This window comes from Xanthomonas sp. CPBF 426, from assembly GCF_903989465.1.
In the GTDB taxonomy this organism is placed as follows: domain Bacteria; phylum Pseudomonadota; class Gammaproteobacteria; order Xanthomonadales; family Xanthomonadaceae; genus Xanthomonas; species Xanthomonas euroxanthea.
This window is the reverse complement of the sequence record NZ_LR861805.1, coordinates 2,024,216-2,044,396: the sequence shown is the minus strand read 5'-3', so window position 1 is coordinate 2,044,396 and position 20,181 is coordinate 2,024,216. Positions and strand designations below refer to the sequence as shown.

At 68.5% G+C, this 20,181-nt stretch carries 18 protein-coding genes; 3 read left to right on the top strand and 15 right to left on the bottom strand.

The window, feature by feature from the left end:
* The first annotated feature begins 22 nt into the window (after positions 1–22).
* On the top strand, positions 23–1,432 hold the full coding sequence (locus H7A87_RS08785; RefSeq protein ID WP_180496950.1) for an MFS transporter: 1,410 nt from the start codon (positions 23–25) through the stop codon (positions 1,430–1,432).
* 32 nt (positions 1,433–1,464) lie between these two features.
* Here H7A87_RS08785 and H7A87_RS08780 read toward each other — a convergent pair whose 3' ends face one another.
* Together H7A87_RS08780 and H7A87_RS08775 are read right to left on the bottom strand one after the other, a co-directional pair.
* Positions 1,465–3,162 carry an ABC transporter ATP-binding protein gene (locus H7A87_RS08780; RefSeq protein WP_180496949.1) on the bottom strand — a complete coding sequence of 566 codons (1,698 nt, stop codon included), beginning with the start codon at positions 3,160–3,162 and terminating at the stop codon, positions 1,465–1,467.
* Positions 3,163–3,280: 118 nt separating this feature from the next.
* Positions 3,281–4,342: a serine kinase gene (locus tag H7A87_RS08775; protein ID WP_119128389.1), complete on the bottom strand. Its 1,062-nt coding sequence runs from the start codon at positions 4,340–4,342 to the stop codon at positions 3,281–3,283.
* A gap of 156 nt (positions 4,343–4,498) precedes the next feature.
* Between H7A87_RS08775 and H7A87_RS08770 the strand changes: the two genes are divergently transcribed.
* Together H7A87_RS08770 and H7A87_RS08765 are read left to right on the top strand one after the other, a co-directional pair.
* Positions 4,499–6,052 carry a radical SAM protein gene (locus tag H7A87_RS08770; RefSeq protein ID WP_115676770.1) on the top strand — a complete coding sequence of 518 codons (1,554 nt, stop codon included), beginning with the start codon at positions 4,499–4,501 and terminating at the stop codon, positions 6,050–6,052.
* 57 nt (positions 6,053–6,109) lie between these two features.
* A complete protein-coding gene (locus H7A87_RS08765; RefSeq protein WP_115676769.1) occupies positions 6,110–7,324 on the top strand; it encodes a nucleotidyltransferase family protein in 1,215 nt (404 codons plus the stop codon).
* Between the two features lie 107 nt (positions 7,325–7,431).
* Here H7A87_RS08765 and H7A87_RS08760 read toward each other — a convergent pair whose 3' ends face one another.
* The 13 genes from H7A87_RS08760 to H7A87_RS08700 all read right to left on the bottom strand — a co-directional run bounded on the left by H7A87_RS08760 (position 7,432) and on the right by H7A87_RS08700 (position 20,181).
* Entirely contained in the window at positions 7,432–7,647 is a 216-nt protein-coding gene (locus tag H7A87_RS08760) for a hypothetical protein (RefSeq protein ID WP_147295433.1), read from the bottom strand.
* A gap of 10 nt (positions 7,648–7,657) precedes the next feature.
* A complete protein-coding gene (locus H7A87_RS08755) occupies positions 7,658–8,770 on the bottom strand; it encodes a glycosyltransferase family 4 protein (RefSeq protein ID WP_115676768.1) in 1,113 nt (370 codons plus the stop codon).
* Entirely contained in the window at positions 8,767–9,897 is a 1,131-nt protein-coding gene (locus tag H7A87_RS08750; protein WP_119128388.1) for a glycosyltransferase family 4 protein, read from the bottom strand. The genes H7A87_RS08755 and H7A87_RS08750 overlap by 4 nt, the downstream gene beginning before the upstream one ends.
* 136 nt (positions 9,898–10,033) lie before the next feature.
* Positions 10,034–10,732: a class I SAM-dependent methyltransferase gene (locus H7A87_RS08745; protein WP_115676767.1), complete on the bottom strand. Its 699-nt coding sequence runs from the start codon at positions 10,730–10,732 to the stop codon at positions 10,034–10,036.
* Positions 10,729–11,961 (bottom strand): amidohydrolase family protein, encoded by a 1,233-nt coding sequence (locus H7A87_RS08740; RefSeq protein WP_180496948.1) that lies wholly within the window; start codon positions 11,959–11,961, stop codon positions 10,729–10,731. Before H7A87_RS08740 ends, H7A87_RS08745 begins: the two co-directional genes overlap by 4 nt.
* 12 nt (positions 11,962–11,973) lie before the next feature.
* Positions 11,974–12,816: a class I SAM-dependent methyltransferase gene (locus H7A87_RS08735; protein ID WP_104582869.1), complete on the bottom strand. Its 843-nt coding sequence runs from the start codon at positions 12,814–12,816 to the stop codon at positions 11,974–11,976.
* Positions 12,817–12,974: 158 nt separating this feature from the next.
* Entirely contained in the window at positions 12,975–13,826 is an 852-nt protein-coding gene (locus H7A87_RS08730; protein WP_119128448.1) for a Wzz/FepE/Etk N-terminal domain-containing protein, read from the bottom strand.
* 43 nt (positions 13,827–13,869) lie between these two features.
* Positions 13,870–15,003, bottom strand: a complete 1,134-nt coding sequence (locus H7A87_RS08725) for a hypothetical protein (protein WP_119128449.1) — start codon at positions 15,001–15,003, stop codon at positions 13,870–13,872.
* On the bottom strand, positions 15,000–15,950 hold the full coding sequence (locus H7A87_RS08720; protein WP_119128386.1) for a glycosyltransferase: 951 nt from the start codon (positions 15,948–15,950) through the stop codon (positions 15,000–15,002). The genes H7A87_RS08725 and H7A87_RS08720 overlap by 4 nt, the downstream gene beginning before the upstream one ends.
* The gene (locus H7A87_RS08715; RefSeq protein ID WP_119128385.1) at positions 15,947–17,200 is read right to left on the bottom strand and encodes an O-antigen translocase; all 1,254 of its coding nucleotides are present in this window, start codon (positions 17,198–17,200) and stop codon (positions 15,947–15,949) included. The genes H7A87_RS08720 and H7A87_RS08715 overlap by 4 nt, the downstream gene beginning before the upstream one ends.
* Positions 17,197–18,309, bottom strand: a complete 1,113-nt coding sequence (locus H7A87_RS08710; RefSeq protein WP_119128384.1) for a DegT/DnrJ/EryC1/StrS family aminotransferase — start codon at positions 18,307–18,309, stop codon at positions 17,197–17,199. Before H7A87_RS08710 ends, H7A87_RS08715 begins: the two co-directional genes overlap by 4 nt.
* Positions 18,309–19,241, bottom strand: coding sequence for a GNAT family N-acetyltransferase (locus tag H7A87_RS08705; RefSeq protein ID WP_119128383.1), 933 nt, complete (start codon positions 19,239–19,241; stop codon positions 18,309–18,311). Before H7A87_RS08705 ends, H7A87_RS08710 begins: the two co-directional genes overlap by 1 nt.
* Complete coding sequence (locus tag H7A87_RS08700) at positions 19,228–20,181, bottom strand: hypothetical protein (protein ID WP_119128382.1); 954 nt, start codon at positions 20,179–20,181, stop codon at positions 19,228–19,230. The genes H7A87_RS08705 and H7A87_RS08700 overlap by 14 nt, the downstream gene beginning before the upstream one ends.

The following is a 20,181-nucleotide window of genomic DNA, read 5'->3' as shown; positions in this document are numbered from 1 at the left end:
TCACCGCACTGGCAGCGCCTGCATGACGATGGCTTCGACCGCTCCGCTTGACCCCGCTTCGGACACCCTGCACATCGCCGCGCGGATCGACCGGCTACCGGCCAGCGCCACCCTGTGGCGGCTGGTCGGCCTGCTCGCGCTGGGCGGTTTTTTCGAGTTGTACGACCTGTTCCAGACCGCCTACATCAGCCCCGGGCTGATCCGCGACGGCATCTTTGCCAGCGGTGCCGATGGCGCATTCGGCATGTCCGACCAGGCTGCGTTTGCGGCGGCGACGTTTCTGGGGCTGTTTATCGGCGCTGCCCTGTTGAGCCCGTTCGCCGACCGCTTCGGGCGCCGGCCGGTGTTCACCTTCGCCCTGGTCTGGTACACCGCCGCGACCGTGGCAATGGGCCTGCAGGACACCGCCACCGGTGTCATCGTGCTGCGCCTGGTGGTCGGGATCGGCCTGGGCATCGAGCTGGTCACCATCGACACCTACCTGTCCGAGCTGGTGCCGCGGCATATGCGCAGCGCCGCGTTCGCGTTTGCATTCTTCGTGCAGTTTCTGGCGGTGCCTGCAGTGGCGCTGACCGCCTGGCTGCTGGTGCCGCATGCACCGCTGGGGGTGAGCGGATGGCGCTGGGTGGTGTTGCTGAGCGGGGTGTTTGCGCTGGCGATCTGGTGGCTGCGCAGCCGTTTGCCGGAATCGGCGCGCTGGCTGGCAGCGCAGGGACGCCATGCCGACGCCGATGCGCTGCTGAGCCAGCTCGAAGCGCGCTGCGCGCGCGATCTGGGCGCGCCCCTGGATGCACCGCAGTTGCCTGTCCCCTCGCCGGCCGGCGGCGTGCAGACCGCGGCGCTATGGCGGGCGCCCCATCGCGGGCGCATCGGCATGCTGGTGGTGTTCCACATCTTTCAGGCGATCGGCTTTTTCGGCTTCGGCAACTGGCTGCCGGCCCTGATCTCGGCGCAAAGCACCGGCGTGACCAAGAGCCTGGGCTATTCCTTCGCCATTTCGCTGGCCTACCCGCTTGCGCCGCTGCTGTTGCTGCGCTTTGCGCAGCGCTGGGAGAACAAATGGCAGATCACCGCATCGGCGCTGGGCGCGGTGCTGTTTGGCGTGCTGTTTTCGCAGCAGCACCAGGCAATCGGCATGGTGGTGTGCGGGGCGATGATTGCGTTCTGCAACGCCTGGATGAGCTTTGCCTATCACGGCTATCAGGCCGAGCTGTTCCCCACCGGGCTGCGCGCGCGGGCAGTGGGCTTTTGCTATTCCTTCAGCCGCCTTTCCACGGCGGTAAGCAGCGTGCTGATCGGCTGGCTGCTCGCCCAGGTCGGCAGCCATGGCGTACTGGCCTTCATCGTGGTCAGCATGTCGATCGTGGCCGGCGTGATCGCGCTGTTCGGCCCGCGCACGCGCAACCGTGCGCTGGAAGAGATTGCCGGTTGAGCGTGGTGCCGACCCAACCCAGCCAGGTGGTATTACGCGCCTGAGCTTGCAAGCGCATCACCGTGGACGGCGGGCTGCGCGGCAGGCGCAACGCCCAGGGCTACCGTGCGATCGGCCACCGCCGCCAGGCTGGTGCGATGCGAGACCACCACCAGCACGGTCTGCGGCAGGCGTTGCCGCAGCATGCACAACAGCTGCTGTTCGGCCTCTGCATCCAGTGCGCTGGTGGCCTCGTCCAATACCGCCAGGGCCGGCTGGCGCAACAGCACCTGGGCCAGCAGCAGGCGCTGCGACTCGCCGCCGGACAGCCGCCCGTCCTGGCCGTTGATCGGGCTGTCCAGGCCTTGCCCGTCGCGCCGCAGACGCGCGCTCAGGCCGACGTCGCCCAGCACCTCCCACATGCGCGCATCGGGAGCGCCGGGCAACGCCCAGTCCAGACACGCGCGGACCGTGCGCTGCCACGGCCGCACGCCCTGGCCGAGGTAGGCGCCATGCCGTACCAGGGCGCGATACGCGGCGAAATCCAGCCGGCGCCCGCCCATGTGCGCGGTGAACTGCGCCGGCGCAGTCTGACCCGAGAGCACGTCCATCAGGCTGCTCTTGCCGACGCCGGAGGGCCCGACCACCAGGGTCAGTTCGCCGGGCAGCAGCAGCATCGGCGCGAGATCGAGCCTGGGCAACGGCGGCGCCAGGCCGATGTGTTCCAGATGCACGGCTGCCGGCAGCGGTGCTGCCGGCGCGGCCGCCGTGCGCGCGCGGGGCGCGCCCAGCGCCACATAGCGCCGCCACAACTGCAACGCCGGCCAGGCCGAGCGCAGTTGCTGCACGCTCTGGCGGGTGCTGACCAGATACGGCAGCAGGCGCCCGAGCAGCAGGCTGACGGTGATCAGCGCAGCGCGGTCCGCGCCCTGCCAGAGGTTGGCCAGCACCAGGATGGCGGCGATTGCCGCCACCGCGGTGGCTTCCAGCAGCAGCCGGCTGCCTGCCACCAGCGCCTGCTGCTGCGCATAGCCCTGCCCCAGCCGTGCGGAAATGCGTTCGTAATGGCGCGTTTCCAGCGCTTCGCGCTGGAACGAGCGCACATGCCGCAAGCGACGCGGGAAGTCTTCGCTCAACCAGAACAGCTGCGTCATGTCGGCCACATAATCGCGGCTGATGCGCGCCTGTTTGTCGCTGCTGGAGATGCGCAGGCCCAGCCACGCCAGCCCCAGCAGCAACGGCGCCGCCAGCAGCAATGCAGGCGCGATCATGACCGCGATGCAGAGGCTCACCAGGGCGGTCATGCCGGCCACCAGCAGCTGCAATGCCGCACCGAAGCCCTGGGTGGCGATTTCGATGTTGTAGGTCAGCACATTGGCGATTTCCGCCGAGCTGGCGCCGGACAGCGCAGGCAGCGGCGCATCGATCAAGGCGGCATGTACGCGCTGGCGCAGCCCGATCGCGTAGCGGCTGGTCAGCCGCGCGGCCAGCCCTGCGCCATGCCAACGCAGTGCGGCAAACACCAGGCTCACAGCCACGAACAGCGCCACCTGCATCGCCGGGCCGTGCGGTAAGGCGAGCGCGTAGCCGGCCAGGCGGACGGCGTGCCCGGGCTGCACCAGCGGCACCAGGCTGACCGCGACGAGGCTGCCGGCCAGTGCGGCAAGCAGCGATACGCCGACGTAGAGCGCGATGGTCGGCACGTCCGCCGGCACCAGCGTGCCGACGAAATCGCGCCACATCGCGCGCATGGGCCTGCGCTCTGCAGCGGCGCGTATCTCAGTCACGTGTGGGGCGCACGGTGGCATGCGGCATGCCGCATGGCGTTGACCCTGCAGACGCCGCCGCGCGGCGGCCGCGCGCATGCGCTCACCGCAACACCTGCAGCAGCGCGCGCAGCGAGGCCTGCGGATGCAAACCGCGGCGCAACGTGAACATGCCGATGCGCTGCACCTGCTCGACAAAGCGCGGCCAGCCCGGTTGACTTGCCGCATACGGCTGATCGCCTGCCAGGCAATCGGCAATGCGTTCGGCCGGCATCGCCAGCAGCAACTGCGCGGGATCGCTCGCCGGCGTCGCCGACAGCATCACCACCGCAGACAACGGCAGGGGCGCGCGCGCCGGCTGCGCGCGGCCGTGGCGAATATCGATCTCGAACTTTTCCACGCCGCTGCGGCGCCGGATGGTCGGCGAGGCGCTGATCCAGGCGCGGGTCTGCGCGTCGACCAGGCCCAGCGCGCCGGCGCGCAGGTGCAGAAAGTTGGCCACGCCGGTGGTGAGCAGGCTCTCCGGCGCCACGAACACGCCGTCTTCGGCGATGAAGTCCAGGCCATGCAACAGGCTGTGCAGCGCCAGGGTCGATTTGCCGGCGCCGCTGGCACCGAGCAACAGCACGCTGCGTCCGTGCCGGCCCACGCATGCGCCATGCAGGGGCACCAGGCCCATGCCGCGCGCGGCCAGCAGGAACACGGCAAATTCGATCAGCTCATACCGCACGTGATAGGCGTGGGCGAGCATGTCGTCGGAGACCACCAGCATGGCCCGGCGCGCGGGCACCGACAGCATCAGGTAGTTGCAGGCATCCATGACGCCACACAGCAGGCCGCCGCTGGCATGGGTGCGCACCGGTGGCGGTTCTGCGCCGGGTGGCGCGTACCCGCGCGCCACCAGATCCAGCGTGACATGAAACTCCGGCGCACCCGGCAAGCGATGCGCGGGCAGGCCCGCGTAGGCGTGGTCCACCAACGCCAGCAGCGCCTCGCTGTCGCTTTCGAAGTGAAACAGCGCGCCGAGGATTTGCCGGCGCACGCCATGCCGGCGCGGCCGATGTTCGCCAAAGGGATCTGCTGCCGCTGCCGTTGCATCCGGCGTGCCGGAGCGTGTGTCATCGCCCACCGGCAGGAGTTGCGCCAACGCAGCCGACTGCGGCATGCCGTTCCATCCATTGCATCGATCAGCCGGTATGTGCCGATCGGCAAGGGAAAGGTTGCCTGGCCGGCATCGACACGCATACCCGACGCGAGTCGGCAACCGGGCGCGCATCCGCACAACCAAAGCGGCCTGCATCCGCACCTACTGCCGAGCCGAATGCCGGTGTCTGCGCACGCCACCGCTGCGTCCACCTGGCGACAGAACGAGAGCCTTGTGCAGATGCTAAAGATCCAGGTCAGTCATTCGTATTTCCTGCGTTACGACCCCAAGCAATGGGAGCGCGGCAAACCCTATCCACCGCTGGCGACGCTGCAGGTCGCGGCGTTGCTGCGCGAACGTGGCCATGCCCTGAGCCTGTTCGACGCGATGCTGGCCGAGGACGTGCAGGAGTATGACGGCGCGTTGCACCAGGCGCAGCCGGATGTGGTGGTGTTCTACGAAGACAACTTCAACTTCCTCACCAAGATGTGCCTGAGCCGGATGCGCGAGGCCGCCTGCCGCATGATCGCGCAGGCACGGGCCGCCGGTAGCCGCGTGCTGGTCGCCGGCTCCGATGCGTCCGACAACCCGGACGTGTTCCTGGACGCCGGCGCGCATGCGGTGCTGGTCGGCGAAGGGATCGCACCGCTGCTTACGCTGATGGAACGGCTGGAAGCCGATCCGGACATCGACGGCGACGCCTGGCTGGCCGGCGTGGCACGTCTCGCCACCGCGCAACCTGCCGCCACGCGCGCGCATCCCGGCGCGCAACCACCGGACGCGCGCCTGAGCGGCCTGCCGGCCTGGGACCTGGTCGACATGCCGCGCTATCGGCGTTTCTGGCAGCAACGGCACGGCTATTTCAGCCTGAACATGGCCGCTTCGCGGGGCTGCCCGTTTCGCTGCAACTGGTGCGCCAAACCGATCTGGGGCAATCACTACACGCGCCGCGCTGCGGACGACGTGGCTGCCGAAATGATTCATCTCAAGCGCAGCTTCCAGCCCGATCACCTGTGGATGGCCGATGACATCTTCGGCTTCCATATCGATTGGGTGGAAACCTTTGCGCAGCGCCTGAGCGAGGCCGATGGCGCGATCCCGTTCACCATCCAGACCCGTGCCGACCTGGCCAGCGAGCGCATGGCCGCTGCGCTTGCGCGCGCCGGCTGCGCCGAGGCCTGGCTGGGTGCCGAAAGCGGCAGCCAGCGCATCCTGGACAGGATGACCAAGGGCACCGAGGTTGGCGAGGTGATCGCCGCACGCCAGCGCCTGGGCGCGCACGGCATCCGTGTGGGCTTCTTCATTCAACTCGGCTACCTGGGCGAAGAACTCGAAGACATCCTGGCCACGCGCGCACTGGTGACGCAGGCCAACCCGGACATCATCGGCGTCAGCGTGTCCTACCCGCTGCCCGGCACCAAGTTCTACGAGGAAGTGAAGAACCAGCTGGGCGGCAAGACCCATTGGCAGGACAGCGACGACCTGGCGATGATGTTCCATGGCGCCTACGACTCGGAGTTCTACCGCAGCGTGCGCGACCTGCTGCATACCCAGGTCGACCTGCAGCAGGCGCGCGCCACGCTGGGTGCCGATGCATTTGCGCAGGCCTCGCAGACGCTGGAAGCGCGCTGGTCCGCCTTGATCGCCAGCGAACGGCAGCATCGCACCGCGCCGCTTGCCGGCGCTGCCGAACGCCAACCGCGCCAGCTTGCCAGCGTGCTGGTCGGCTAGCGCGCAAGGCGCCGACCTCGCTTCCCCCCCTTACCTCGCCCTTCGGATCACAGCCGCATGCAGCCTTCCCTTCGCACCATCAAGCACGGCCTGCGCACGGCCACCGAACGGCTGGCCAGGGAGTTGGCGCAGCCCGGCGCAGCGGTGCCGCAGTGGGACCGGCTGCAATGGCAACTGGCTGCGGCAGCGGCTGCAGCGCATGGCGTGTCGCCGCTGCTGCAACGCCGCTCGTTGTGGCAGGACGCCGACTGGACCGCGTTCCTGCGCGAGCAACGCAGCCATGTCGAAGACCGTCATCGGCGCATCGCGCTGTTGCTGGCCCGCATCGACGCGGCAGCGCGTGCGGCCGGCATCGCCCTGGTCGGCCTCAAGGGCACCGCCTTGCATCGGCTCGGTGTCTATCTGCCCGGTGATCGCCCAATGGCCGACATCGATCTGCTGGTGGCGCCGGAAGATGCGCCCGCGGCGGCGGCGCTGCTGTGCGAACTCGGTTACGTGGCCTGCTTCGAACAATGGAAGCACCAGGTGTTCAAGCCGCTGCATGGCGAGGCGGTGGCGGGACTGGGCGAGCATCGCGATGCGCCGATCAATCTCGAGCTGCATACCCGCATCCAGGAACGTCTGCCGCTGCGCAGCGTGGACATCACCGCGTGCATCCTGCCCGAGCGACCGCAGCCGGGATTGAATCCCTACCCGTCGGTCGGCGCGCTGATGTGCCATCTGCTACTGCATGCGGCCGGCGGCATCTGCCACCGCAGCATCCGCCTGATGCATCTGCATGACCTGGCACTGCTGGCCACGCGCATGGGGCCGCGTGACTGGGACCAGTTGTGGGACGACCCGGCCGTGGCGCCGTGGTGGGCGCTGCCGCCGCTGCTGCTGCTGCAACGCTATTACCGCAGCGTGGTGCCGCCGGCGGTGATGGCGCGGCTGCAGGCCGGTTGCCCGCGCGTGCTGCGCATGCGTGCGGCCCGCCAGACCCTGACCAGTGCCTCGTGCTCCAACCTGTGGTTGTCGGCCCTGCCCGGCATCGAATGGTCACGCTCGCTGGGCGAGGCGCGACAGTACCTGCGCAATCGCGTGGTGCCGACGGCCGAGAGCCGCAAGGAACGGGCGGACATGCTGCAGACCCAGTTGTGGCTCCAGGGCCAGCCCTGGGTACGGCAGACCCAGCTGCGCCGGGTGATGACGCGCCTGACCCGGCCGGTGCCGCGCACCGACATGCTGTATGTGGTGCGTGCAGCGCTGGACGGCTATCTGCAGCCGGCCTGAGCGCGGCGGACACCGCTGCTGCGCTCAGCATCAGGTCGGCACGGCCTGCCCGGAGTCGGCAGGTGTCCGCCGCAGCGTCCGAGTCCGGGCGCGCTGCCTGCACCCAGCTATCGGCTGCTCGCAGCAGCTTTGTTGGCGATCGCAGGCCCGCAGCAGGCGTCCTCGGCCTTCAACTCGTTGACCGAATCGGCCAGCGCGGCATAGCGCTCGCGCAGGCTGGCGCTTGTGCAGCCGATCACCGTTGCGATCACGTCCCCACGTTTTGTTTGGCAGCCTCGTTGCTGCACCGCGCGTTGCCTTGCGGCTGATGCGATCTGCGTCATTGCGCCGCAGTCAGCGCAGCAGCCGCGCCTCGCACAGGTGCCGATACAGCTGCTCGAACAGCCGCGTGGTCAACGCCGCGTCCTCGCGGACCGCGCGGCATTGCGCTGCCCAGGCCAGGCGCAAGCGCAGCTCGTCGTCGGCCAAGACCTGGCGGACGGCTTCTGCCAGCCCGGCCCAGTCGCCCGGCGGCACCGCGAGTGCGCACACCGGCGCCCATTCGACCAGGTGCCCGACCGCGGTGCCGACGGTGGGCACACCGGCGACCGCCGCTTCCAGCAGCACCAGCGGTCCGGCTTCGTGCAGGGACGACAGCACCAGCAGGTCGGCCGATTGCATGATCGGGCGCAGCTCGCGCTGGGTCTTGAAACCGAGAAAACGCACCTGCGCGCCCAGGCCCAGCTGTTGCACCAGGCGTTGCATGGCGCCATCCAGCGTATCGACGCCGACCATGTCTAGGGTAAAGGCGACCTCGGCGCGTTTGAGCGCTGCCATTGCCTGCAGCAAGGTGGTCTGGTCCTTGACCGGATTGAGGCTGGCCACATGCAGCAAGCGGGCGATGCCGCCCGTGCGTGCACGTGGCGCGGCCGGCGGCCAGGCACGCAGATCCACGCCCAACGGCACCCGCTGCGCGTGGATACCGAGCGCCTGCAGCGACGCGAGAATGGGCGCGCTGGCCGCGGTGACGCGGTCGGCCAGGCGCAGGATCACCGCTTCGCGCAGGCGCCCGCGCCAACGTCGCCGGCCACCGTAGCCGATGCCATGCAACGCGACCAGCTCACCACCGGCGATATGCACCACGCTTGGACGCCGCAACAGCTTTGCCGCGGCGACGGCGACCAGACCGCAATAGCCGGAAAAGATGGCCTGGATCACATCGAACGGAGCACGACGATGTTCGTCGACAATGGCGGCGATCGCACGCGTGCGGGTGCGGCGCGCGCCGATGTTGTGCACAGTGGCACCACGCAACGCCCAGGTGCCGGGCAGCGGCTCCTGATGCAGCACGAACACATGCACCTGATGCTGGCGCGCCAGCCATTCGATCAGGGTCAGGAACACCGGGATCACGCGGACCTCGCCGCTGCGGTCCACGCCGCCCGGAACCACCAGGGCCAGTTTCATGCGGTTCGCCTCGGCGCGGCGGCCAGCAGCTGGGTGTACGCTCGCTTCCAGCGCTGCCCCACGGCGGCAAACGACAGCCGTGCATCGAAATGCGCGCGCACCTGTGCGCGATCGGGGCGTTGCCGGACGACGCGCAGCAGCAGGTCCGCCAGGGCCGAGGCATCGCCGACCGGCCACAACGCGCCGACCGCCCCGCCATCGCTGAGCGCACGGAAGGACGGGATATCGGTCAGTAGCGGCAACGTGCCGCAGGCATAGGCTTCCACCGCGGCATAACCGCAGCTCTCCGCGTGGCTGGCGGAGACGAACAGGTCGCAGGCACGCAACAGGGTTTCCACGCGGGCATGCGGCACCCTGCCCAGCAGCTGCACGCAGCGTGCAAGCAGCGGATCGGCGCGCAGACGCTGCCGTACCTGCTCCAGCAACGGCGCCTGGTCGAACACGCACCACAACCGCAACCCGGGCAACACGCGGGCGGCCATGGCGATGGCATCGAGCACACACAACGGATCCTTGGCCGCGCTCAGGTGCCCGACCCACAACACGCAGGGGTCGCCATGCAGACAGGTCTGCTCGCGTGCCTGCAGGCGATCGCCCGGCGAAAAGCGGCTGCTCGATTCGGGAACCGCAAACAGCTGCGTCTTCGCCTTGAACAGGCGCGCCTGGACGAACGGCTGCGCCATCTCCTGCGCGGTGAACGCGATCCCGGCGGCGGCCGCGTAGCGAAGGCGCCACACACTGCGGGCCCACCAGTGCGGCGGGCGGTTGGCGTGATCCTGCAGCAGGATCGGCATCTGCGGCAGCAGGCGCGCGAGACGGCGCGCATCGCCGGCAAATTCCAGGCCGTGGATGTGGATCACATCGGCGCCGATCTCGCGCAGCATCGCAGCAAGCAGACCGGCGCGCTGCGCACTGCCGCGCGCGCCCAGCTCGACGAAGCGGTAATCCACGCCCTGGCGAGTGAGCCGCAGGTTCAGTGCAGAAGCCTGGACCACCGATACGCGCACCCCGGCGCTGGCGACGGCCTCGGCGATATCGGCCAGCGATGGCCACTGCGCGAACACCTGCTCGGCAGTCAGGCCGGCGGGAGTCGGCAGCAGATTGAGCTGCGCCACCTGCAGGCTCATGGCACCGACCGCGCCCGGATTGCTTGCCCTGCCATGCTGACCAGGCCACGTGCCGCGCACTGCACCGCGCGCAAACGGCACCGCTCGCCTGCCACCGAGATGCTGCATGCGCACGCCACCATGGCCAGTACGTTGGTCACGCGATGCGCCGCAGCCGCAGCACCAGCGCGACCGGCACCCGCAGCGCGGCCTGATCGAAGCGCGCACCGGGCGCGATGTCTGCCGGGTCCAGCATCGGCTCGGCCACCGCTTCGATCTCCATGCCCAGTGCCACGCAGGCCGCATGCCAATGGCTGTAGAGATGTTGCGTATGCCGCACCGCGTACTGTCGGCCGTCGGCCTTGAAGTCGCGTTGCCAGCCCAGCGCATGGCCGATGGGGTGCACGTCGCTGCACAGCACCAGGCCGCCGACGCGGGTGACGCGGTGCAGTTCTTCCAGCGCCGTCCATAGCTGCTGCAGATGGCCGACCACCAGACCGCAGACGCTGAGATCGGCCACTGCGTCGCCCAGCGGCAGCTGCTCCAGGCTGCCCTGCTGCAGGCGCATGCGTGCCGATGGCCAGTCCTGCGCCAGCTCGGCGCGCGCACGCTGCAGCATCTGCGGCGAAAGATCCACGCCGGTCACCTGCAGCGCGCCACGCCGCAAGGCATGCAGCATGTAGCGGCCGCTGCCGCAGCCGGCGTCGAGCACGTGCTGGCCCTGCAACACGTTCGGCATCAGCGCGAGCATGGCGCGCTCTTCGGCCAGCATCACCGGGTTGTGCGCGTGCGGCGGATACGCCTGCGCCCACAGTGCATACGCCGCTGCCGGCTCGAGGATCGGTACTGCGCTCACGACAGCGCACCGCTGGCGGCCATGGCCACGCCGGGCTGGCGCGCAGGTTGGTGTGCAGGCTGGGGCACGCGCTGCAGGCCGGGTTCCAGTGCCAGTACCGCCGGATCGGCCAGCGTGGCGTCGAGCAGCTTGGGGCGTCCGTCCAGCAGCACCGGGACGGTCCGGATGCCGGCCGCGTCGAACCAGTCGGCAAAATCCGGGTCGGCAATACGCGGGGCGCCATCGCGTATCACCGCACGCAGATCGCTGCGTGCGCAGCCCACCACGCTGAGCGCGGGGTCGCCACCGCGGTCGCGCACGATCACCAGGTCCGCCGCCGCCCCCGGCGCCAGGCGCCCACGCGTGGCCATGCGCAGGATGCGTGCCGATTGATGGGTGACCAGGCCGAGCAACAGATCCGCAGCCAACCCGCTGCTGGCGGCGATGCGCAGCTCTTCCAGCAGATCTCGCGAACCGCTGACACGCGAATCGTTGCCCAACGCGAGCCGGCCCGCCATGCACAGGCGCCAGGGGTCGAGCGTGCGGCCCAGCAGTGCAAGATTGCTCGATGGGCACCACACCACCGCCGCGCCGCGTGCGATCACCCGCTCGATATCGCGTTCGCCCATGCCCACGCCGTGGATCAGCACGCTGTTGGGCGCCAGGCAACCAAGCCGGTCCAGTTCTTCCAGTTCGGCGGCCGCCACCGCATCGGTACCTTCGGCCAGATGGATCATCCAGGGATGCGCGGGCGAGGTTGCGGCAAAGCTGCCCTGCACCGGTGGGCCGTAGCCGGTCCACCCCAGCGCATAGCTCCAGCCGAACTCGCGCAACACCCCGACCGGAAAGCCGGTTTCGTCCAGCGTGGCGTGCCACGGGTCGTGCTGGGCCACGCAGGTGACGCCGGCCAGCAGGTTCTTCAACCCACCATGACGCAGACGCACCGCCTTGGGCACACGCAGGGCAGCGGCCACATCGGGATGCCGGAAATGCGCCTGGAACGCCTCGATCCATGCATAGCTGTTGGGAAACGTGGCGCCCTGCGGCAGTGGCGGCACGCAGTTGACCTGCAGATGCTCGTGCGCGTTGATCAGGCCGGGCGCCAGCACATGCCCCTGCAGGTCCAGGCGCAGGCTGCCGGTGCCAAGCGTGCCGCCGAAGCGCCCCGCGCGGATGGTCAACGGCGCGCGCGAGGGGCCGGCCAGGGTGATCGAGCGCGCGCCCTGCAGGCAGACATCGGCCATGGACATCGGCATCTCCACTCAGCGCTTGCGCAGCACGATCAGGAAGTGGTCGCCCATGTCGCGCAGCAGCGGCAGCCCGCCCAGGCGGTCGTCGCACCGGCCCAGACGCTCGGACAGGCGCGGATGCCGTTCGCAGAAATCCACCAGGTACGGCGGCGGCAGGAACAGGCTCAAGGCGCGATAGCGGTCCAGCACGAAGTGCTTGGCGAAGGCGCGGTAGAACTCGCGCGGCAGGTGGTACCAGGTCCAGATGGTGTGGCCGTTCATGCCCACGGCGGTGACCCCGCGCGCGGCCCGCACCGCGGCGCGCCTGAACCGCCCGCGCACGCTGTAGTGGCCGATTTCCCAGGGGCAGATGCGCCCGATCACCGAGAACACCAGGCAGCCATCGGCGCGCAGCAGGCGCGCGCATTCGGCCGCCACCGCCGGGAGATCCGGCGCGCAATTGAGCGGGCCGAAGTTGGAATACATGCCGTCGAAGCTGCCCTCCAGCTGGTCCAGCTGCTGGATGCCGACATGGGCGGCGCTCAGGCGCTCTTCCAGGCCTTGCGTGGCCGCGCGCTGGCGGGTGCGCTCGACCATTGCCGGCGACCAGTCGGTGGCCAGCACGCGGTAACCACGACGTGCGAATTCGCCGGCATCCAGGCCGGTGCCGCACCCCAGGTCCACCAGCCGCGAGCCCACCGGCAACTCGGCCGCGACCGTGTCCCACAGCGTGGTGCGCATACGCTGGATCAGCGCGTTGTTGCCGCGTGGGCCGTCGTAGTCCGGCGCCACGCTGTCGAACGCGCGTTGCGTCTCCAGCAGGCGCTCCGGGGCCACCGTGCCACCGCGCGCCGCATGCTCATTGGCCACCGACATGCGCAGCCTCCCACCCCGATCCAGCTGTTCTCACCACACTCTCCAGGCGCGACACCGCCGACGCGGCATCGCTTGATTGACCGGTGAGTGCCGCGTGCCGACGGTTTGGTTGCAGCGTCGGGCAGCGATGTCCACCGTGCCGCGCGCCGCGGCGCGGCTCAGCCGGCAGTCTGCGGCGCGGCGCCGGTACGCCGCCGCCAGGCATTGCGCAACACCGCAGCCAGCACCGCCAGCCCTGCCCCGCCGAGCAGGCCTGCGGCCCAAGCGGTGACGGCATTCGGAAACGCCCGCTGCTCGGGTACGTACAACGGCCATGCCAGCGAGGTCTGATAGGTGTAGCGCGTGGTCAGGCGGGCAATGAGATCGTCGCGCTCGCTCTTCAATGCGCGCACGGTGGCGTTGCTGTCGGTCAGCAGCACGCCCGCCAGGACCTGGGCCGGGGTCGCCGCAGCGGCGCCCTGCCCGGCCTGCACCTGTTGCTGCAGTTGATCGCGGTTACGGGTGGCCACGCGCAGATCGTCGGTCAGGCCCTGCAGGCGCGTGCGCGCCAGTGCGAGCGCCACTGCGTTGGTATCACCGTGCAGGCCCTGCAAGGCGCTCACCGTCGCCAGCGCCAGGCTGCGCGCCTGCGCCGACGATTCGGCCCGGATGGTCACCCCGATCAGGTTGGCATACGGGTCCGGATCCGGCTTGAGGCTGCCGCGATACAACTGCGCCGCGCGGCTTTTCAGCGGCACGCCAGCCTGGCGCAACACCGCGTCCTGGAACAGCCGCGTCTTCATGCGATCGATCACGCGCTGGAACGGTTCGACCTTGGGGTCGCGCCCGGCCGGCGTGGGGCCGATCTCGCCGACCTGGATCCAGGCGGTGGCTTCCCACTGCGGCCTGGCCAGGCGGGTAAAGGCAACGGTCAGTGCAAGCACCACCACCAGCGCGGCCAGCGCCCAGCGCCATTCGCGGCGCAGGATGCGCCACAGGTCGATCAGATAGATGTCGTCGTGTTGAGTCATGGTGCACCGGCTCTGGAACATGTGAAAACGAAGCTGCCGCGCATTACGCAGCAGCGGTGGGTGCGGCATTGCGGTTGGGCAGCAGCACCGTGCCGGCATGCAGCACCAGGCACAGCGCGATGAAGCCGAAATTGGTCCAGGTGAAGGCCTGTGGCGCGAATGGCGACATCAGGCAGGCATAGGCGATGCGCAGGAAGATCAGCACATGGAAGATCGACAGGCAGCTGTCGAGCAAGCGCACGCTCCACAGCAGGCCGGCATACAACGCCAGCAGCGCCAGCAACGCACCGGGCGCGCCCCAGGCCATCAGGAATGGAAAGAACTCGGTGCCCACATTGATGTTAGGCGCATCCAGCGGGATGCCGGTGCCGGCAGTGGCGATCGAGCCACTGAACGGCACCAGCTGATTGACCAGGAAACTGGCGTTGACATACCCCTTGGCCAGGATCGCGCCGAAGTTGTACGGCCCGGCGCTGATGTACAGCAGCAACCACTGCACGCCCTGCGGCATGGCGCGATACACGGCACTGAACGGCAGGGCGACCGTGGCCAGCGAGCCGGAACGCAGTGCGCCGAGGATGGAAAACACCCCGCCGCCGGCCAGCACCAGCAGGCCGATGGTCTTCCACGGCAGGCGGCGCGCCGGGTCGCGGCGCAACAGCATCACCAGCACGAACGAAAACAGCCCGGCAAAGATGCGGTTGCGGTCGATCACCACGATCGGGAACACGAATCCCAGCACCACCATCGCCGCGCGTAGCCCGCGATGGCGCACGCACAGCAGCGCGATCGGCGGCAGGATCCAGCACATGTTGGAGATGTGCCGCACATGCGCGCGCAACGGGCTCAAGGTGGCATAGGAGGACGGATCGCTGAACAGCGGAATCGGAAACAGCGCCACATCCACGATGCAGAACACCGTCACCACCGCCGCCAGCGCCATCACCAGGAACGCGTCGCGGGTGCCGGCATAGCGGTAGGCGCGAAAGCGCTCCACCGCAGGCAACTGTATGCGCAGCCTGGCGTCCAGCACGCAGGTCGCAGCGGCGGCGATGGCCAGCAGCGCGATGCCGTCTGCATAACCGCCGGGCAAGCTGTAGGTCAGCAGCGTCAGCGCGCAGCTGAGCAGCATCGGCAGTGCCAGATAGGTCGCCGGCCGGCGCACCAGCGTGCTCATGCCGGCTTCGCTGCGCCGCGCGCCTGCCCGGGCCGCCACCTGGCTGGCAGCGACGACCAGGCATAGGCGAGCAGGTGCCCGACCACCCTGTGCGGCCGGCGCTGCAGGAAGGCCACCTTGGCCGCGATGTAGTGCGCCTGTGCGCGCAGCAAGCTGCGCTCGGGCGCGTCGAACAATTCCGCACAGCGCACTGCCACCTGACGCGATTCGCTCAAGTTGGCAATCCGCGTGCGCACGTCCGCGGTCTTGCTGAGATTGCTGCCGTGCAGGCGGTAGGCACACACTGGCACGTCGATAAAGCCCAGCGCATCACGTGCGGCCAGGCGCAGGAAAAAGTCCCAGTCTTCGATCCGCAGCGATTCGTCCCAGCCGGCGCGCGCATCGAAGGCACTGCGGCGCAGCAACGCCACTGCGCCGCCGACCGCCCACTGCTGGATCACCGCGCGGCGGATGCCGGACGCGGAGCGGTACAGATCGACATCCACACGATGCAGGTCGCGCATGGCGCTGGCGTGCAGCAGTTGCCCATGCTGATCGACCACGCAGGCATCGCCAATCACGGCCAGCTTCTGCGGATGCGCACGCAGGTAGCGCACCTGCGCTTCCAGCCCGCCGGCCAGCAGATAATCGTCGCTTGCGCCCAGCCGCAGATATTCGCCGCGCGCACGTAGCGCCAACTCGTTGAGCGTGGCCGCCACACCGCGATTGGCGCGCTGGACGAACTGCACCGGCAGCCGGTGGCCGTGGGAAGCGATCCACTGCACGATCTTCTCGCCGGTCGCGTCGCTGGAGCCATCGTCGATGATGACCAGTTCCTTGCACGGGTAAGGGTCTTCCAGCACGCTGTCCAGGCAGCGTTGCACGAAGCGTTCGTGGTTGAAGGCCGGAATCAGCACCGACACCAACGGCCAGCGCGCACGCCGGATGGGACGGGTGGAATCGCTCATGCCGGCTGCACCAGATAACGACGCACCACCACGATGTTGAACAGCAGATACAGCACATAGTTGGCGACGAAGGCATACATCGCGCCGATCAGCCCCCACTGGGCGGTGAACAGGTACACCAGCGCCAGGTAGCTGGCGGCAAACACGCATTCGGAGATCACGAACAGCCGTGTCATCGCCTTGGCCAGCATCACGTACGACAGCACGAAGGCCGCGATCTTGATCACATCGCCCAGCAACTGCGGGGCATACAGCGGCGTGGCCTGGGCAAACCGGGCGTCAAACAACAGCCAGGTCACCCAATCGCGACACACATACACGCCCAGCGCCATGACGATCACCGCCGGCATCACATGGCGGTACGCGGTCCGCAGCTCGCGCCCGAGCGCTGCGCGCTGCTGCAGCGATGCCAGCTTGGGCAGGTAATACACGTTGATGGCGGTGGTGAAGAACAGCAGATACGCATCCGACACTCGGCTCACCGCCTGCCAGTAACCTACCTGCTGCCAGCCGAACTGCAGCGCCAGACGGTCGCGCACCAGGATGGCCACCAGTTGCGGCACCAGCGTGGCGGTCAGCGTCATCACCGAGAAAGCCGCCAGCCTGCGCGTCATCTGCGCATCGAAGCGCATGCGCAACATGTCGCGCTGAAAATAACGGCTGCGCCGCAGCGCCGGCACGCCGGCCAGCAACCACAGCACCTGGCCCAGCACCAGCGCCAGCAATGCGCCCTGCAACTGTGCCCGGCTGGACAACCATGCCACCAGTACCACGCTCAGCACTGCGCCGCTGACCTGCACCAACGCCAGGCGGCGCACGTCCATGAAGCCGTTGATCACCGCCAGGATGTAGTTGACCAGTGCGATGCCCAGCTGCGCAACGGCCACCACGCAGATCAGCGGCCGGTACGCCGCATCGCCGAGCAGGCGTTCGGCGATGGCGCCACTGAACAGCAACGCCAGCACCGCCATCACGCAAGCTGCGCAGAAGGCGTACCACAGCGCCGCGCTGAGCAGACGTGCCAGCGCAGCGGCATCGTCGCGATATTCGGCCACATACTTGACGATGCCCGCGCTGATGCCGCCACCTGCCAGCACCGCCAGCACCGACATGAGATTGAGGAACTGGCCCAGGCGGCCGACCCCTTGCGGGCCGGCGTACACCGCCACCAGCTTCACCACCACCAGCGCGGCCAGCAGCTTGGCCAGCGTCGCAACGCCGGTGTAGGCGCTGCTGCGCACGAGATTCATGCAGCGGTGCCGAACGACTGGCATGCGGCAATCACACGCGCAACCGAGGCATCGTCCAGCGCAGGCCCCATCGGCAGGCTCAGCACCTCGCGGTGCAGCCGCTCGCTCACCGGCAGGCAGGCATCGCCCAAGGTGGTGTAGGCCGGCTGCCGGTGCGGCGGCACCGGGTAATGGATCTGGGTCTGGATGCCCGCGCGCAGCAGATGCGCCTGCAAGGCATCGCGCTGGGTGCTGCGCACCACGAACAGATGCCAGACATGCTGCGCCTCGGCCACCACCGTGGGCAGCGTGATCAAGGGGTTGTCGATGCCGTGCAGGTAGCGCTGCGCCACCGCGCGGCGGCGGGCGATTTCATCGTCCAGATAGCCCAGCTTGACCCGCAGGAACGCCGCCTGCATTTCGTCCAGCCGTGAATTCACGCCCTGGCAGAGGTGGTGATATTTCACCTGCGAACCGTAATTGCGCAGCGCGCGTATACGCTCGGCCAGGCGCGCATCCGAGGTCACCACCGCGCCAGCATCGCCGAGCGCTCCGAGGTTCTTGGTCGGGAAGAAACTGAAGGCCGCCGCATCGCCGAAGGCGCCGGCACGGCGCCCCTGCGCGCTGGCGCCATGCGCCTGCGCGGCATCTTCGATCAGCAGCAGCCCGTAGCGATGCGCCAGCGTCTGTAGCGCCGGCATGTCGACCAACTGCCCATACAGATGCACCGCCATGATGGCGCGCGTCCGCGGGCCGATCGCCTTCTCCACGCTGGCCGGGTCGATGTTGAAGGTCGCAGGGTCCGGCTCCACCGGCACCAGCACCAGGTGGTTCTGGCTGATCGCCAGGAAGGTGGCGATGAAGGTGTTGGCGGGCACGATGATTTCATCGCCCTCGCGCAACACGCCCAGCTCGCGATAGCCGCGCAGGATCAGCGACAACGCATCCAGCCCGTTGCCCACACCCACCGCCTGCGCCGCGCCGCAGTAACTGGCGAATTCTTCCTCGAATGCCGCCAGCTCCTTCCCGAGCACATACCAGCCGGCATCGATCACCCGCGCCGCAGCAAGCTTCAGCGCATCGGCATAGCGCGCATTGACCGCGCGCAAATCCAGGAACGGCACATCCATTACAGCATCCACCGATAGAAGTCCTGTACCACGGCACGCGCGCCGAAGCGCTCCTTTTGTTCGACCAGACCGTCGTTGAGCACCCGGCCAGCCTGTTCGGTCGAACTACCGAAGCTGAAGTAATGGCGCTGCGCATACACCTGGGTGATCAGTTCGGCCAGCAGCAGGCTCAGCGCATCCAGCTGGCGACCGCGCGCGGAGACCGCCAGATACTGGGTATGCACGCTGCGACCGAAATCCAGCACCAGCGCTGCCGCCAACAGCTCGCCTTCGGCACGCGCCTCGTGCAGCACGATCTGCTGCGGAAACCGGTGTTGCAGCAATTGCAGCTCGTCCAGCCGATGGGTCGGCGCCACCTGATGGCGCTGCAATACCTGGGTCAGCAGGGCATGAAATTCATCGAGCCCGGTACCGACCCGGATCTGCACACCGGCCTTGCCCGCCTTGACCAGCGACCGTCGGCGTTCGGCGCTGAACGCAAACGGCTCGCGCAATGCAATTGCCGACGACAGGTCGCGCCGGTACAGCTGGGCGCCCACGCGATGCAGGGCATACAGGTCCTCTTCGGCCGGATATGCGTGAAAGATATGCGGCACCGGCTTGTACACGAGTTCGCGCACCCCTTGCGCGCGATAGTGCGCGGCGATCTGTTCGAAGACCTGCAAGGTGGCGCCCGCGCGCAAGGCCCGCGACGACAGCAGGCCCGCATAGCTCAGGCCGGCGTGGCTACTGACGCAGTCGCCTTCCAGGTTCGCCGGCAATACCGCCACCACTTCGCCACCGCGCTCGATCAGCAATGACGCATCCACGAAGCGGTCGGCGTGATAGTCCATGTAGCCGCGTCGATGCAGGACATTGCCATTGCGCGAGGACGCCACCAGTGCATCCCAGGCAGGCGCATCACTGGCCTGGTACGGCCTAACCGAAAACATGGCGCCCCTGCAGCTCCGACGGCAACACGGCATCGGCCAGGCCGAAGCCGGCCTGCCCCATTGCATTGCCGTTGTAGAACATCAACACCCGATCATGCTGCTGGATCAAGGCCGGATAACAGAGCGTGTGCGCATCCCAGCCGTGCTCGGACAGCTGCAGCCCCAGTTGACTGTCATCGCGCTGCCACTGCACGCCGTCGCCACTGAAGGCGATACCCGGGAAGTAGCCACCGTGGGTGTCGCCGCGGGTGAAATACATCAGATAGCGCCCGCCCAGGCGATACACGCGTGGACGGCCGATGCGGTATTCGTCGCCCTGCGGACGCAGGCACACCACATCCTCGGCAGGGAGATGGCGCAGATCCTCGGTCTCCGCATAGCGGATGTGGTAGCGCGGATACGGTTGGCCGCCGATGGTTTCCCAATCGTCGCCCACCGCGTACCACAGCCGCCACCGCCCATCCTCGAAACGTGCCGAATGCACCGCGGCAATCGTGCTGCGGCCGGGGGCGCGATCCAGCAACGGGGTGTCCTGGCGGCGCTCAAAACGCTCGCCGCCATCGCGGGACACCGCAAGCCCGGTGAAGGCCAGGAACTTGGCCTTGGCCACACGCTGAAAGCCGACGTAGAACATGTACAGCGCATCCGGCCCGGCCACGACATCGCCCAGAATCATGCCGTTGTCGTCGAAACAGCCATCGCGGCCGATATCCAGCACCGGCTGCCGGCTCACGCCGACGATCTGCGTCGGCGCATCGGCGCGCACGTCCACATAGCCGATCCGGCTCACCCCCTGCGCATCGCGAAAGCCTGCATAGACCCGCAGCACCTGCGCAGACAGCCGGTGCGGCGTCGGCGTCAGCGCGGCGTGCTGCATCCAGCCGCCCACGCCATCGCGCGCGACATCGAAGACCAGGCCGCGCTTGGTCCAGGCAAACAT